The 14,173-nt window shown below is 71.1% G+C and carries 15 protein-coding genes; 12 read left to right on the forward strand and 3 right to left on the reverse strand.

The annotated features are described in order from the left end of the window. The first annotated feature begins 138 nt into the window (after positions 1 to 138). The 8 genes from ASF39_RS15745 (at position 139) to ASF39_RS15780 (ending at position 8,367) form a co-directional block, all read left to right on the forward strand. Complete coding sequence (locus ASF39_RS15745) at positions 139 to 1,674, forward strand: Do family serine endopeptidase (RefSeq protein WP_055882504.1); 1,536 nt, start codon at positions 139 to 141, stop codon at positions 1,672 to 1,674. 215 nt (positions 1,675 to 1,889) lie between these two features. Further along, positions 1,890 to 2,891, forward strand: coding sequence for an OmpA family protein (locus ASF39_RS15750; protein ID WP_162240603.1), 1,002 nt, complete (start codon positions 1,890 to 1,892; stop codon positions 2,889 to 2,891). Further along, positions 2,888 to 4,159 carry a hypothetical protein gene (locus ASF39_RS15755; RefSeq protein WP_055882509.1) on the forward strand — a complete coding sequence of 424 codons (1,272 nt, stop codon included), beginning with the start codon at positions 2,888 to 2,890 and terminating at the stop codon, positions 4,157 to 4,159. The genes ASF39_RS15750 and ASF39_RS15755 overlap by 4 nt, the downstream gene beginning before the upstream one ends. Before the next feature lie 14 nt (positions 4,160 to 4,173). Further along, a complete protein-coding gene (locus ASF39_RS15760; RefSeq protein WP_056285590.1) occupies positions 4,174 to 5,424 on the forward strand; it encodes a hypothetical protein in 1,251 nt (416 codons plus the stop codon). A 110-nt stretch (positions 5,425 to 5,534) separates the two neighbouring features. Further along, complete coding sequence (locus ASF39_RS15765; RefSeq protein ID WP_156387587.1) at positions 5,535 to 6,086, forward strand: hypothetical protein; 552 nt, start codon at positions 5,535 to 5,537, stop codon at positions 6,084 to 6,086. A 70-nt stretch (positions 6,087 to 6,156) separates the two neighbouring features. Continuing rightward, a complete protein-coding gene (locus ASF39_RS15770) occupies positions 6,157 to 6,687 on the forward strand; it encodes a hypothetical protein (RefSeq protein WP_244472433.1) in 531 nt (176 codons plus the stop codon). 446 nt (positions 6,688 to 7,133) lie between these two features. Beyond that, entirely contained in the window at positions 7,134 to 7,946 is an 813-nt protein-coding gene (locus ASF39_RS15775; protein WP_244472434.1) for a hypothetical protein, read from the forward strand. Between the two features lie 97 nt (positions 7,947 to 8,043). Continuing rightward, on the forward strand, positions 8,044 to 8,367 hold the full coding sequence (locus ASF39_RS15780; protein WP_056285594.1) for a hypothetical protein: 324 nt from the start codon (positions 8,044 to 8,046) through the stop codon (positions 8,365 to 8,367). Between the two features lie 84 nt (positions 8,368 to 8,451). Here ASF39_RS15780 and queF read toward each other — a convergent pair whose 3' ends face one another. Continuing rightward, positions 8,452 to 8,901, reverse strand: coding sequence for a preQ(1) synthase (queF, locus tag ASF39_RS15785; protein WP_056285598.1), 450 nt, complete (start codon positions 8,899 to 8,901; stop codon positions 8,452 to 8,454). A 223-nt stretch (positions 8,902 to 9,124) separates the two neighbouring features. Between queF and eno the strand changes: the two genes are divergently transcribed. Beyond that, positions 9,125 to 10,411, forward strand: a complete 1,287-nt coding sequence (gene eno, locus ASF39_RS15790; RefSeq protein ID WP_056285601.1) for a phosphopyruvate hydratase — start codon at positions 9,125 to 9,127, stop codon at positions 10,409 to 10,411. 114 nt (positions 10,412 to 10,525) lie between these two features. Here eno and ASF39_RS15795 read toward each other — a convergent pair whose 3' ends face one another. Next, positions 10,526 to 11,062: a chlorite dismutase family protein gene (locus tag ASF39_RS15795; protein WP_156648533.1), complete on the reverse strand. Its 537-nt coding sequence runs from the start codon at positions 11,060 to 11,062 to the stop codon at positions 10,526 to 10,528. 115 nt (positions 11,063 to 11,177) lie between these two features. On the opposite strand from ASF39_RS15795, the gene ASF39_RS15800 reads away from it, so the two are divergent. From ASF39_RS15800 to ASF39_RS15810, 3 genes are all read left to right on the forward strand, one after another. Continuing rightward, complete coding sequence (locus ASF39_RS15800; RefSeq protein WP_056285616.1) at positions 11,178 to 11,597, forward strand: DUF393 domain-containing protein; 420 nt, start codon at positions 11,178 to 11,180, stop codon at positions 11,595 to 11,597. A 58-nt stretch (positions 11,598 to 11,655) separates the two neighbouring features. Beyond that, positions 11,656 to 12,315 (forward strand): DUF1345 domain-containing protein, encoded by a 660-nt coding sequence (locus tag ASF39_RS15805; protein WP_056285617.1) that lies wholly within the window; start codon positions 11,656 to 11,658, stop codon positions 12,313 to 12,315. 206 nt (positions 12,316 to 12,521) lie between these two features. Continuing rightward, entirely contained in the window at positions 12,522 to 13,442 is a 921-nt protein-coding gene (locus ASF39_RS15810; protein WP_055882538.1) for a bestrophin family protein, read from the forward strand. A gap of 10 nt (positions 13,443 to 13,452) precedes the next feature. Here ASF39_RS15810 and ASF39_RS15815 read toward each other — a convergent pair whose 3' ends face one another. Further along, positions 13,453 to 13,698, reverse strand: a complete 246-nt coding sequence (locus tag ASF39_RS15815) for a hypothetical protein (RefSeq protein ID WP_156399293.1) — start codon at positions 13,696 to 13,698, stop codon at positions 13,453 to 13,455. Between the last annotated feature and the right edge of the window lie 475 nt (positions 13,699 to 14,173).

Below are 14,173 nucleotides of genomic sequence, written 5' to 3' on the forward strand. Positions count from 1 at the left end.
ACCTTCCACGGCTTCGCCGCGGCGCCCCTCCCCAACCTGTCCAAACGGTAACCTTAGCGCCACGATCAGGTCAGGCGCCGGGGGCTATGCACCGGACCACGGCCCGCTTCGCGGTGCCCCGACAATCCGGAGTGATCCATGCCCGTCCAGTCCGACCGCCTGCGCCGCACTGCGCTCGCCTCCGTCGCCGCGGCCGCCCTGATGGCGACCGGCGCCGTCGGCGTCAGCGTCGTCCAGCCCGTGACCCCCGCCCTGGCCCAGGCCCTCTCCAAGCCCTCGGCCACCATCCCCGACCAGCCGCCCGGCTCCTTCGCCAGCATCGTCGATCGGGTGAAGCCCGGCGTCGTGGCCGTGAAGGTGAAGCTCGAGGACGGCGCCGGCGACGACGACGAGGACGGGTCCGGCGGGCGCGGCATGCAGAACGCGCCGCCGCAGCTGCGCGAGTTCCTCAAGCGCTTCGGCCAGAACGGCCAGGGCAACGGCCAGGGCGGTCCCGGCGGCCAGATGCCCCAGCGCAAGAACCAGCGCGGCGGCATGGGCTCGGGCTTCATCATCTCGGCCGACGGCTACGTCGTCACCAACAACCACGTGGTCGACAAGGCCAAGACCGTGCAGGTGACCCTCGACGACAACCGCACCCTCGACGCCAAGGTCATCGGCAAGGACCCCAAGACCGATCTCGCCCTCCTCAAGATCACCGAGGGCGGTACCTACCCCTACGTCTCCCTCGGCAAGACCGCGCCGCGGGTGGGTGACTGGGTGGTGGCCATCGGCAACCCGTTCGGCTTGGGCGGCACCGTCACCGCCGGCATCGTCTCGGCGCGCGGCCGCGATATCGGCGCGGGCCCCTACGACGACTTCCTGCAGATCGACGCGCCCATCAACAAGGGCAACTCGGGCGGCCCGACCTTCAACGTGGTCGGCGAGGTCGTGGGCGTGAACACCGCCATCGCTTCGCCCTCGGGCGGCAGCGTCGGCCTCGCCTTCGCCATCCCGGCAGAGACCGTGCAGGCGGTGGTCGACCAGCTGCGCGCCGACGGCAAGGTCGCCCGCGGCTACCTCGGCGTCCAGGTCCAGCCGGTGACCAAGGACATCGCCGACGGCCTGGGCCTCGACAAGGCCAAGGGCGCCCTCGTCGACCATGCCGAGCCCGGCACCCCGGCGGCCAAGGCCGGCCTCAAGTCCGGCGACGTCATCGAGTCGGTCAACGGCAACCCGGTCAACGACGCCAAGGAGCTCTCGCGCAAGATCGCCGGCCTCAAGCCCGGCGCCAAGGTCGAGCTCTCCTACCTGCGCTCGGGCAAGTCCGACACGGCGACCGTGGAACTCGGCGCCCTGCCGAGCGATCCCAAGGCCGCCAACGACGACCGCCGCGGCGGCCAGCGCGACGGCCAGCCTCGCCTGGGGCTGAGCCTCGCGCCGGCCTCCGAGGTCGGCGGCGAAGAGGGCGTGGCGGTGATGGAGGTCGATCCCGACGGGCCGGCCGCGGCCAAGGGCATCGAACAGGGCGACATCATCCTCGATGTCGGCGGTTCCAGCGTCTCGAAGCCGTCCGAGGTCGCCGAGCGCATCCGCGCCGCCGAGGCGAGCGGGCGCAAGGCCGTGCTGATGCGCGTGAAGAGCACCAAGGGCGTCACCCGCTTCGTGGCGGTGGCACTGTCCAAGGCCGGCTGAGCGACCGCGGTCGGGTTTCATCGAACCGAGCGCCGGTCCGCCCCATGGGGCGGGCCGGCGTTCGCCGTCGCGACCCCCGATCGATGCACCGTCTCGTTGCACGAAAACCACAATGGCGGTCACAGAGCGCCATCCCCCACGCTTATCGCCGGGCGTCTGTTGACGATCAATAAACCTCAGATTTAGCGTCACACCTGTAGTTGTTTCAGGACAGGGTGGCGGGGGCAGGGGTGGAGCGGGCCGTCGAGTCGATCTGCAGCGGAGCGTCGCGGGCGGCCGTCCTGGCGGCACTGCTGCTGGTGCCCGCCTCGGGAGCGGCCCGGGACGTGATCCTGTCGTGGCAGGACACGGTCCTGCTCGAGCACCAGGACCGCACGGCCCGGTTGCGGCGCCTCTCGGACGCGACCCTGAACGCCAGCCCGCGCTTCTTCGAATCCCGGGTGCCGCGGCGTGAGCTGCCCGCGAGCTTCAACACCGACATCCCGGTCCTGCGGGTGGTGTTCGGGCAGCAGGTGTTCTTCGATACCGCCCGGGCGGAGCTGCGCCCGGAGGCCGAGGCGGTGATCGACGTGGTCGCCGAGGCGCTGCGGCGCGAGGCCTCGGACACGGCGGTGTTCATCTCCGGCCATACCGACAGCCGTGGCGGCGACGCCTACAATTTCGACCTGTCGGTGCGCCGGGCCGAGACCGTGGCCCAGGCGCTCAAGCGCCGCGGCGTGCGCCAGGCCACCATCTGGCGCATCGGCTTCGGCGAGGCGGTGCCCCTCGTCCCCAACACCTCCGACGAGGCCATGACCCGCAACCGGCGGGTGGAGTTCCTGTTCGGCCGCAAGCCCGAGGCGGTGGGGGCCTGGCTCGCCAAGCAGGAGGCCCTGGTCTGCGCCGGGGCCGAGCCGCGCCAGCGCGCCGCCTGCCTGCGCTCCTTCGCGCTGCTGCCGCGGGTCGAGGCCGCGCCGGTGACCTCGTCCCTGCCGGAGCGGCGCACCGTGGCGATCGCGCCCGCCGACGTCGCCGTCGCGCTCCCGACCATCCAGGACTCCGACCTCGTGTCGATCGTCCCGCCCGCCCGGGTCGCGGTGACGCCGGAAGGCGCGACGCCCGCGGTCGTCGCGCGCCCCCCGCCCCCGGAAAGGACCGTGGTGACCATCACCCGCGACGACCCCATCGTGATCGACCTGCGCGAGCAGCGCGTCCTCGTGCCGAGGCCGGACCGATGAGCCTGTCCGAGTACCAGGCCCTCGACCTGTCGGCGGACGGCCCCGTCGCCGCCGACCTGTCGGCCCGGATCGCCGAGGAGGCGGCCTGCCCGACGGTGCCGCTCTCGTCCTCGCACGGGGCCGCGGCCGACAGCCCGGCCCTGCTGACCCCGGCCATGGAGATCTGGTACCGCACCCGCGTCGCCTCCGCCCGGGTCTCGGCCATCGCCGAGATCCGCCGCGGCTTCGAACAGGAGACGCTGGGCGGCAACCCCGGCTTCCTCTACGAGGCCGAGCGCGACCGGATCGAGCAGGTCAAGCAGGGCCACCTGCGCGCCGAGCGCGACGGCTTCTTCCAGAGCAAGAGGATCCGCGACCGCGAGGCCGAGATCGACCGGCTGCGCTCCGAATACGCGTACAAGAGGTCCCAGCACGGGCGCGATGCCGGCGCCTGGAACCCGGTGTTCAAGCACGGCGGCGTGGCGGCGATCATGCTGCTCGAGTTTCCGCTCAACCTGTCGTCCTTCCTCAGGATCGACTTCCTGACGCCGGCGCTCGCCACCGCCTCGGTCCTGCTCATCGCCATCCTGTTCGCCTTCTCCAGCCACCTCCTGGGGCGCATCCTGCGGCAATGGGGCGAGCGCTTCGGCGACAACGTCACCCGGCGCCTGCGGGCCGACAGCTACCGGCACCTGGCCGTGGCCGCCGTCCTGTTCCTCATCGGCGCGGCCGCCATCGTCTTCAGCCGCTCCTACCTCGTGGCCGAGGCCCTGAACCGGCAGGCGGCGCTGGGGGAGGAGGGTGGCAGTACCGTGGCGATCTACGGGATCGCCTTCATCGGCAACCTCGCCGTCTACGCCGTGGCCGTGGCCTGGGTGCTGTTCACCGAGGACCCGGTGCCCGACTTCGCCGAGGAACGCGCCCGCCTCGACCTTCTCAAGGCGCAGTCCCAGGCCGCCTACCGCAAGGGCCTCGAGCGCCAGCAGCAGCAGCGCATCGAGCAGGCGCGGCGCGACCGCGAGCAGCTCGACCGGCGCGAGGCCGACCAGGCCAAGGGCCTGCGCAACTACGCCGCCTGCCGCGCCCGCTTCGATGTCGTGGCGCGCCAGGACGCGCGGGTGCTCGGGCTCCTGGAGAGCTACCGCAACCGCCTCGTCGCCGAGGCGCGCAAACGCGGGGTGCAGACCCGCTTCACCCACGACGACCTCGCCTCCGGGGACATCGGGACCCGGCGCGACCTCGAGGCCGACGATTACCTCGGCCGTCGCCTCGGCCTCGGCCACGCCTGAGCGGGACATCGGACATGACCCTCGTCCCGCACATCCTTCCTTCGTGCCTCCTCGTGGCCGGGCTGCTCATGCCGGTCTCCGGCCATGCGGCGACCGCCTACGAGGTGGTGCGCCAGGAGCAGACCTGCCCCAGGGCCGGAGAGCCGCGCTCCCTGCGCCAGACCGTCGTCGTCCTCGACGAGGCCATCGTCTCCGGCGAGGCGCAGGCCAACCAGCGCTGGACGCGCATGGTGGTGGAGGCCGCCGACGCCAGGGAGGCGAGCCTCGGCACGCTCGGCGCCCGCGAGCGGTTCACCGTGATGGTGGCGCGCCGCGACGGCAGCGAGCTGGTGCCGCTGTTCGTGGGCTGCTCGCCCAACCTCTCGCACGAGGAGGCACAGGCCGCCGGCAAGGCCGATTCCCTGTTCGACACCTTCATCGGCACCGGGCAGGCGGCCAAGGGCAAGGCGGCCCGCGAGGGCTTCGCCTCCGGCATCGCCAGGGCGGTGGCGCAGGTGCAGAAGCGGGCCGCCGAGATCGCCGCCGTTCCGGTTCCGACGGGAGGGCTGCTCGGAGCGCTCCAGACCGCGGGCCGGCTCGCCGACCTCAACCACGGCCTGCCGCGCTTCCTCCTCGTCACGCCCTTCCAGGTGACGGACCGCTCAAGCTTCAAGGACGTGGGAAGCGCCCGCGAGCGCGGCTTCCAGCTCGCGGAGAAGACCGGCATCGATTTCGGGCGGGCCGAGGTCTACCTCGCGGGTGCCACCCTCGGCGATGCGCCGAGCCTCGAGTTCGCCCGCGCCCTGGTGCTCGGCGCCAAGGGCAGCCTCGCGGGGGTGCGCTCGGACGGCCTGCCGCGCCTGCTCGCCGAGCCGGTGAGCAGCCGCGTCTACGCCGGCTTCATCGACTACGTCGGCCAGCGCACGCCGCTCCAGGTCCGGCTCGCGGCCACCGCCCAGGGCGACCTCGTCAACGCCTGGGTCGAGACCACCCTGTCGCGCACCACCGCGACGCCCCTCGACGGCAAGATGCTGTGCAAGGGCGAGACCTGCGAGCTGCGCGGCGACGGCCGCTTCGCGCTGGCCTGGTTTCCCGACCCCCAGGCGGAGCCCGCCGAGCGGGGCAAGCTGCCCTTCGGCGGCGCCCGCAACGTCGAGATGACCCTCAAGGCGGGTGCCGCCTCGGGCCGCATCTTCGACCCCAAGGTGATCTTCAGCGGCGAGAACGGCCTGCGCCGCGAAGACCTGCGCTTCGACATCCAGCGCGTCGAGGACCGGCCGTTCTGACGGACGGCACGGACACGAGATCGCGGGGCGCGCCGGGGGCCGGGCCGCCCCGTCGGCCGCATCCCGCGACGGACGGGGCGGTTCACGGACGGGCCGGGGGTGACGGGACGATGACCAATCGGGGCTTCAGGGCGATGGGCGTGGCCCTTTGCGTCGTCGGCTTGCTCGGGGGCTGCACGAGTACGCGCGGTGGCGGAGGAGGAGGGAGCAGTGCCGCTGCCTCGCGGCCGCTCCTCGACGACGCGATCGGGCGCTGCGTCGCCTCGACCCTGATCGGGGCCGGCATCGGCGCGCTGGTGGGCGCCGCCACCGGCGGGGGCCGGCGCGCGGGCGTCGGCGCGGCGGTGGGAGCGGGGGTCGGCGGCCTCGCCTGCGCCGTCCTCACCGCCCTCGACGCCCAGGACAAGGAGCGCATCCGCAACGCTCAGATCGCGGCCGCGGCGACCAACACGCCGCAGTACCTCGCCTACCAGGGCGCGGACGGGCGCCAGCGCCAGATCACGGTGAGGCCCCAGGCCGCCCCCGCGGTCGCCGCCGAGGCGGCGGGCAACCGCATCTGCCGGGCCGCCGACACCTCCGCCTCCATCGACGGGACAGGGACCACCGCACTGCCCCAGCAGCTCGTCTGCCGCACCGCGTCGGGAGACTGGCTGCCGGCGTGAGTCGGAGGGAGGCGCGCGTCGCCAGCGAACCCATGGCCGTCCCCCGGCGGCTGGGGTAGACGTGTCGGCCATGATCCAGCGCATCCCGCTCCTGCCCGCCGTCATGGCGGCCGTCGTCGTCCTGGCCTGCGTGACCGCGCCGGCCATGGCGCGGGCGGGCGATGCCTGCGACGCGCTCACGGCGCGGATGATCCGGGCCACCGGGGCCTCGCTGGCCGGGCGGGCGGGCGACGGGGCGGTGTTCCGCGCCGCCGACGCCGACCGCATGAGTCTGGCCTGCGGCAAGCCGCAACGGATGGTGTTCGGCGCGGTCGCGCGCGAGCCGCTCCGGCCTTACTTCGTGCTGATCGGCCTGGCCGGCCAGGGTCTCACCGGCGCGCGGGCGCGGGACGTCGAAGTCCTGGCGCTGACCCTGCACCGGCGCTCCCTCCTCACCGGCGCCCCGGCCGAGGGCCGCACCGGCGCCGCCCTGCTCCGCTGCGAGACCGGGCCGCGCGAGGACATGCTGGCGGACAACCTCACCGTCTGCGTGCTGCAGCCGGGCCGGACTATCGTCCTGCGTCGGCGCGCCGGCCTGAACCAAGGCCAGCGTGCAGGCTAAGCAGGTTTTCGACGCAAAACCGGTGACCGCTTCTGCCAACCCTGCTTAGCCGGCATCCCTGAAACGATCCGGGCGCGACTGGCTGCCTGTCTGACGGTCGCAGCCAGCCCCACGAACTCGGCGTGCGGATCGCCGAGCCTACGATGCCACCGCCATGAAACGCACGTCCGGCGCCCTGGGGGAGGCGATCCATGCGCAATCCCGCCAGGTCTATGCCCGGCCGAGCTATGGTGAGGAGCGGCGCTTTTTCCCGAAGCGAGTCAGCCTTGCCGGCTCGGCACGGGCGATCGCCTGTCAGGCTGGCAGCATCTGTTGTCGGCAGCATCTGTTGTCGATTGAGCCGGCAGGCTCGGAAAAGCAGTTTGCACACTGTGCGAACCTGCACGCTCGTTGGCACGGCACAAGGGCACAATCCGACCACGATCTGAAGCGGTGGAGGGGCGGAAATGGTACGTGGGGAAGCACCAGAGGAGGGCGGCCTGCATCCTCCCACAACGGTCACACCAAAGCGCGTGCAGGCGCTGCCGATAGAGCTGAAGCTGGCCTACACGGGCTTCATGGCCGTCCTGCTGCCGACGTACTGGACGTTCTACGGTCCGACCAACTTCCTATACTTTTGTGACTTGGCGCTGATCCTCACGCTAATAGGCATTTGGACAGAGAGCGCGCTTCTCGTGTCGATGTGCGCAGTCGGCATCCTGCTTCCGCAGACCTTGTGGGTGGCAGACTTCATTGCGAGCGCCGTTGGCGCGCCCATCGTTGGAATGACCGCCTACATGTTCAAGGCAGACGCGTCGCTGTTCCTGCGCGGCCTGTCCCTGTTCCATGGGTGGTTGCCTTTCCTCCTCGTCTTCCTCGTGTGGCGTCTTGGGTATGACCAGAGGGCCTGGGGCGCTTGGTCGCTGCTGGCCATCGTGGTGCTCGTCGTCTGCTTCACACTGATGCCCGAACCCCGGCCCGATCCCGGCTTCCAGCCTGTGAACATCAACTACGTCTGGGGAATGAACGACAACGTCGCCCAGACACTCATGCACCCTTACCTCTGGTTTGCGGCCCTCGTCGTCGGCATTCCGCTCCTCCTGTGTGCGCCCACCCACGTCGTGCTCAAGCGCCTGATGCCGTCCACCCTTGGCCGGTCCAGTTATCGGATCACCTCAGCAGGTTTCGCAAAGGGGGTCACCGGTTTCGCGTCGAAAACCTGCGACGCCCGAGACCCTGAGCAGGATGAAGCGTCGGCCTGCCGACGCGAACCTGCTTAGGGCGGCGCCGATGATCTCGGGACCGCGTTCGGGAACACATCGGGCTCCCGCCCGTTGCCCAAACTAAGCGTTTCCCGAAACAACGATAAGGACGACCATGCGCAAGCTCGCATTGATTTCCGCGGTGACCCTGTCGATCGGCGCCATGATGGCGACCTCCGCGGATGCCCGTCCCCGGGGCCACGGCTACGGTCACGGTCACCACGGCGGCTACGGCCATCACGGCGGGCGCGGCGCCTATGGCTACGGCCGTGGCGGTGGACGTCGTGGCATCGGGACCGGCGCCGCCGTCGGCCTCGGCATCGCCGGCCTGGCCGCCGGAGCCATCGCCGCCGGAGCGGCGCGCGATTCCTACAATCGCGGCGGTTATGGCCGTCCCGCCTACGGATACCGGCAGCCGGCCTACGGTTACGGCTACTGAGATTCGGCCATCGGTCGAGGATGAGACGGGCGCCCGGTCGGACCGGGCGCCCGTCTTCGTTTGCGGTCGGACCCTGGAGCGCTCCTACCGGGCCCGGTAGGGGGGGACGCCCTGGTCGGGCAGCCACACCGACGGCAGCGGCGCCCCGGTCTGCCAGAACACGTCGATGGGGATGCCGCCGCGCGGATACCAATAGCCGCCGATGCGCAGCCAGCGCGGCGCCAGCAGATCGACGAGGCGCCGGCCGACGCCCACCGTGCAATCCTCGTGGAAGGCACCGTGGTTGCGGAAGGCGCCGAGGTAGAGCTTGAGCGACTTGGATTCCACGAGCCAGCGGTCGGGCACGTAGTCGATCACCAGGATCGCGAAATCCGGTTGCCCGGTCACCGGGCACAGCGAGGTGAACTCCGGCACCGTGAACCGGGCGAGGTAGTCCTGGTCGGGGTGCGGGTTGGGCACCCTGTCGAGCCGGGCGGTCTCGGGGGATTCCGGCGCCTGGGTCTGTTGGCCGAGTTGCAGCGTGTCGTTCGTCATGGACGGCTTATAGCGCAAGCTGCGGCGGGTGCATCACCCGGAAGCGGCGCGTCAGTTTTTCTGATCGGACCGTCAAACGTTTCCTCACGGCCTCGGGCCTCCAGGCCGGGCCCGGGCGCTTGCCCGAAGCGGGACGTTGGCGGATAAGCCTCGTCGCTCGCGTGCGACATGCCGCACCGTCGATCGTTCGACGTTCCTGCCAGACGTTTTCGGAGAGGTCGCCATGACCGCCATCACCAACATCGCCGCCCGCGAGATCCTCGACAGCCGCGGCAACCCGACGATCGAGGTGGACGTCCTCCTCGAGGACGGCTGTTTCGGCCGCGCCGCGGTGCCCTCGGGCGCCTCCACCGGCGCGCACGAGGCGATGGAACTGCGCGACGGCGACAAGGCCCGCTTCGGCGGCAAGGGCGTGCGCAAGGCGGTGGAGGCCGTGCGCTCCGAGATCCTCGACACCATCGGCGGCTTGGACGCCGAGGACCAGATCGCCGTCGACGAGGCGATGATCGCCCTCGACGGCACCCCCAACAAGGCGCGGCTCGGCGCCAACGCGATCCTGGGCGTCTCGCTGGCCGTCGCCAAGGCCGCGGCCGAGACCGCCGGCCTGCCGCTGTACCGCTACGTCGGCGGCACGCAGGGCCGGGTGCTGCCGGTGCCGATGATGAACATCATCAACGGCGGCGCGCATGCCGACAACCCGATCGACTTCCAGGAATTCATGATCATGCCGGTGGGGGCGAGCTCCATCGCCGAGGCCGTGCGGATGGGCTCGGAGGTGTTCCACACCCTCAAGAGCGCCCTGAAGCAGGCCGGCCACAACACCAACGTCGGCGACGAGGGCGGCTTCGCCCCCAACCTGCCCTCGGCCGAGGCCGCTCTCGACTTCGTCATGGAGTCGATCGCCAAGGCCGGCTTCAAGCCGGGCATCGACATGGTGCTGGCCCTCGATTGCGCCGCCACCGAGTTCTTCAAGGACGGCGCCTACCGTTACGAGGGCGAGGGCAAGACCCGGGACATCGAGGCCCAGGTCGCCTACCTCGCCGGCCTCGTCGACGCCTACCCGATCTGGTCGATCGAGGACGGCATGTCGGAGGACGACTGGGCCGGCTGGAAGCTCCTCACCGAGCGGGTGGGCGACCGCTGCCAGCTCGTGGGCGACGACCTGTTCGTCACCAACGTCACCCGCCTGTCGCGGGGCATCGCCGAGAACACCGCCAACTCGATCCTGATCAAGGTCAACCAGATCGGCACCCTCACCGAGACGCTGGCGGCCGTCGATATGGCCCAGCGCGCCGGCTACACGGCGGTGATGTCCCACCGCTCGGGCGAGACCGAGGATTCCACCATCGCGGACCTCGCCGTCGCCACCAACTGCGGGCAGATCAAGACCGGTTCGCTGGCCCGCTCCGACCGGTTGGCCAAGTACAACCAGCTCATCCGCATCGAGGAGGGCCTCGACACCCAGGGGCGTTACGCCGGGCGCGGGGCCATCAAGGCCGTGGCGCGCTAGGCAGGGTCCACAAAGGTCGCCACCGGTTCTGCGTCGAAAACCTGCGACACGCCAAAGACCTAGGCAGGGTGAAGCGTTGGCTCGCCAACGCGAACCCGCTTAGGCGGCTCCGGGTCACCCCGCCCGCTCCAGCCGCAGCTCGATCTCCCTGTCGACGTAGGACCATTCCGGGGTCGCCCTGAGCGCGGCGAGCAGGGCGTCGAAGGTCGCCTCGTGCGCGGGCGCGTACTCGAACCAGGTCAGGAAATCGAACGGCTCGCCGAGGTCGCGGGCGTGGTGGAGGCGGCGGGCCACCGCCGGAAGCGCGGCCATGCCGATGCGGGTATGGCCCGAGACCTCCTCGAACAGGGCCCTGCGCTCGTCCTGGGCCATCTCCCACCACGCCGCCGTCTTGGCGATCGGGATGAGGGTGGCACGGCTGGCCTCGCCCCGGGCGAGGGGGGCCTGCGAGGCGCGCAGGGCGTCCCGCTCGGGCCGCGTCGTATAGCGCAGGTTGCTCACGGTCCCGCGCAGGGTCCAGGCCGCCCCCTCGACGACCGAGAATCCGACCGAGAGATGCGTCGCCGCCGGCAACTCCGGGCCGCACAGGGTGCGGACCGCGCGGATGCGCCACTCTCCCGTGGCGCCGCCGGAGAAGACGTGGGGCTGCATCGGCATGGTGGGCTCCTTGTTCGAGCGTCATGGGCCCCAGGCGACGGGACGCCACGGCGCCGCAAGGGGCGGGCCGCCCTATCTTGCGCATGGACACTTCGTGGACGACGCACCGATGTTACCGACCCGAGACCCCGCCCTGACCGTCTATTTCGACGGCGCCTGTCCGCTCTGCGCCCGCGAGATCGCGTTCTACCGGCGCAGCCGAGGCGCGGAGCGGGTGGCCTTCGTCGACGTCGCACAGGGCGAGGCGCTCGGCCCGGGTCTCGACCGGGCGACGGCGCTGGCGCGGTTCCACGTCCGGGACGCCGAGGGCCGGCTCGCTTCTGGCGCGGCCGGCTTCGCCCGGCTCTGGGCGCAGTTGCCGGCCTGGCGGCTGCTTGCGCTCGTCCTGCGCCTGCCCGGCGCCCTGTGGCTGGCCGAGCGCGCCTACCGCGCCTTCCTTCCCCTGCGCCCCTTCATCGCCAAGGTTCTGCCGTCGGACGGCCCGGCCTGCCGCGACGGCGCCTGTACGCGGCCGCCCTCGCAGCCGTGACCCCTCGGGCGCGGTCACCGCACCCTTCGCGCGGACACGCACCGGTGGAGACCCAGCGATGACCAATCCGTTCGAGGCCTTTCGACTGCGGCCGCGGCTTCTCCTCGCCATGGGGCTGACGATCGGGCTCACGGTCCTGTTGCCGATCGCGTCGGTCCCGGTCCGGCTCCTCGTCGGCTGGTGTCTCGGCGTCGGCGTCTACACCGGCCTCGTCGTCTGGAACGCGGCCCGGCAACCCCGCGACGCCCTGCGGCAGGAGGCCTCCCGCCTCGACGACAGCGCCACGGTGATCTCGCTCTTCGCCATCCTCGCGGCGGCGGCGAGTTGCGGCGCGGTGGCCATGCTCGTGCTCGGCGAGCAGGAGCCGGGGGCGATGAAGGGGGCCCGCCTCGCCCTCGCGGCGCTGACCATGCTGTGCACCTGGGTGTTCGTGCAGGTGGTCTTCACCGTCCACTACGCGCATCTGTACTACGGCGAGGGCGAAACCGGGGAGAGCCGCGGCGGCCTCGACTTCAACGGCGATCCCGACCCGGATTTCTGGGACTTCCTCTACTTCTCGGTCACCATCGGGGCGACCTCGCAGACCTCGGACACCGACATCACCGCCAAGAACATGCGCCGCCTCGTCACCGTGCAGACGGTCTACGCCTACCTGTTCAACACCAGCGTCCTGGCGCTGGCGATCAACATGGCTGCGGGCTTCGCGCAGGCGCACTGAGACGGTTTCCGCTTGGATCAAGCGGGACCCGTATCACCGAGCCCGCGCGGCGCCTGAGCGAAGCCCATGTCCGCATCACGAAGTGATCAACCGGAAAGGGGATGAGACGTCGGGCGGGACTGCCCGGTTGACCGCGTTTGCCAAGGCTCCGATGGAGGGCGCGCCGGACGCGCCGCGTCGGGCGTTGGTCCAGCCGTCGAGGCAGCATGGTCGTCCGGTCCCGCCCGAACCTGTTCGTGGTGCTGTTCGCGCTCCAGGGCTCGATCCTGCCGCGCGTGGCGCCCAAGATCCTCGGCATCTCGGCGACCGCGCTGGCGGTGGTGGCGATCGAACGGGCCTTTCCGGAACTGTTTCCCGTCGGGCCGGGAATCGCGCCCTTCACCCTGATCGGGCTCGCCCTGTCGATCTTCCTGAGCTTTCGCAACGGCGCCTGCTACGACCGCTGGTGGGAGGGGCGACGCGCCTGGGGTAGCCTGATCCTCGAGGTGCGCGGCCTCGCGCGCCTCCTGCCCGCCGTGCTCGGTCCCGAGCAGGAAGCGCTGTCGCAGCGCAGCCTGCGGCGGGCCTGCGGTTTCGCCCATGCCCTCCACGCCAGCCTGCGCGGCACCGGCGACGAGGCCGAGGTGGCGCGTGCCTGGCTGCCCGCGGCGGAGGCGGAGGCGCTCGCGCACAGCCCCAACCCGGCCAACGCGATCCTGGCCGGCCTCGGGGGGGATTTCGGCCGGGCGTTCCGGGCGGGCAACCTCAGCGACATCGTGCTCGGGATGCTGGAACAGAAGGTCGCCGCCCTGGCCCAGGTGCAGGTGGTCTGCGAGCGCATCCAGGGCACGCCGCTGCCCTTCGCCTACACGCTGCTGCTGTACCGCACCGCCTGGCTCTACTGCCTGCTGCTGCCGTTCGGGCTGGCCGGCACCCTGGGCTGGGCGACGCCGGTGGCAACGGCGCTCGTCGCCTACACCTTCTTCGGCCTCGACGCCCTGGGCGACGAACTCGAGGAGCCCTTCGGCACCGAGCCCAACGACCTGCCCCTCGACGCGATGCTGCGGCAGGTGGAATCGATCGTGCGCGATGCCCTGGGCGAGGCGCTGCCGCCGCCCGTCCGGCCCGAGAAATCGGTACTGCGGTAGGGGCGGCACCTCAGCGGCGGCGATCCTCGCCGGCGTCCGGGACGATATCGAGCTCGGCGCCGATGCCGCGAAGGCAGCGAACGATCCGCTCCGAGATCTCGGGCGTGAGGTCGCGCACCGTCAGGTGCAGCGTCGTGGCGGTGCCGCCGGAGGCGGTGATGCGATAGTCCATCCCCTCGCTCGCCAGCTGCCGCAGCAGGTTGTCGGCGGCCAGGCACATCGCCGCCATGTGCCGTCCGGATAGTTCCTGGTCCAAGGCGATCCCTCCTGCGCCCGCGGGCGGGCTCCTATGGAAGTGAACGCAAGGGCGGTGCAATTCGTCCATCCCCGCCGCGATCATCCCGTGGCAGGGTGAATCGGGCCTCGCCGCCGCACCCGTTCGGCCGGCGGCGGATCAATCGATCTGGGTCAGCACCGTGATCGCGCCGAACAGCAGCACGGACGTGACGCAGAGGGCGAGGAGGATGAGCGCGGCGCGCGATTCGCGGATGGGATCGTCGGTCATGCCAGCAAGCTAAGCAGGTTGTGCGAGGGTGCCCAGCGGTTTTGCGGCCGGGCCCTGCGACACGTGCGAACGCGGCGCGCCTGCGTCCCGCATCGCTCGCGCATCCCTGAGCCACGAAGGTCCGAATTCGGACCCTCGCCGGCAAGGCCGACCAAGACATGCCATCGCGCGAGGCAGCACAACGCGGCGAACGGCAAATGGTTCCGAGGTTTTTTGCAAAAGATTC

The organism is Methylobacterium sp. Leaf108, assembly GCF_001423265.1.
GTDB lineage: Bacteria > Pseudomonadota > Alphaproteobacteria > Rhizobiales > Beijerinckiaceae > Methylobacterium.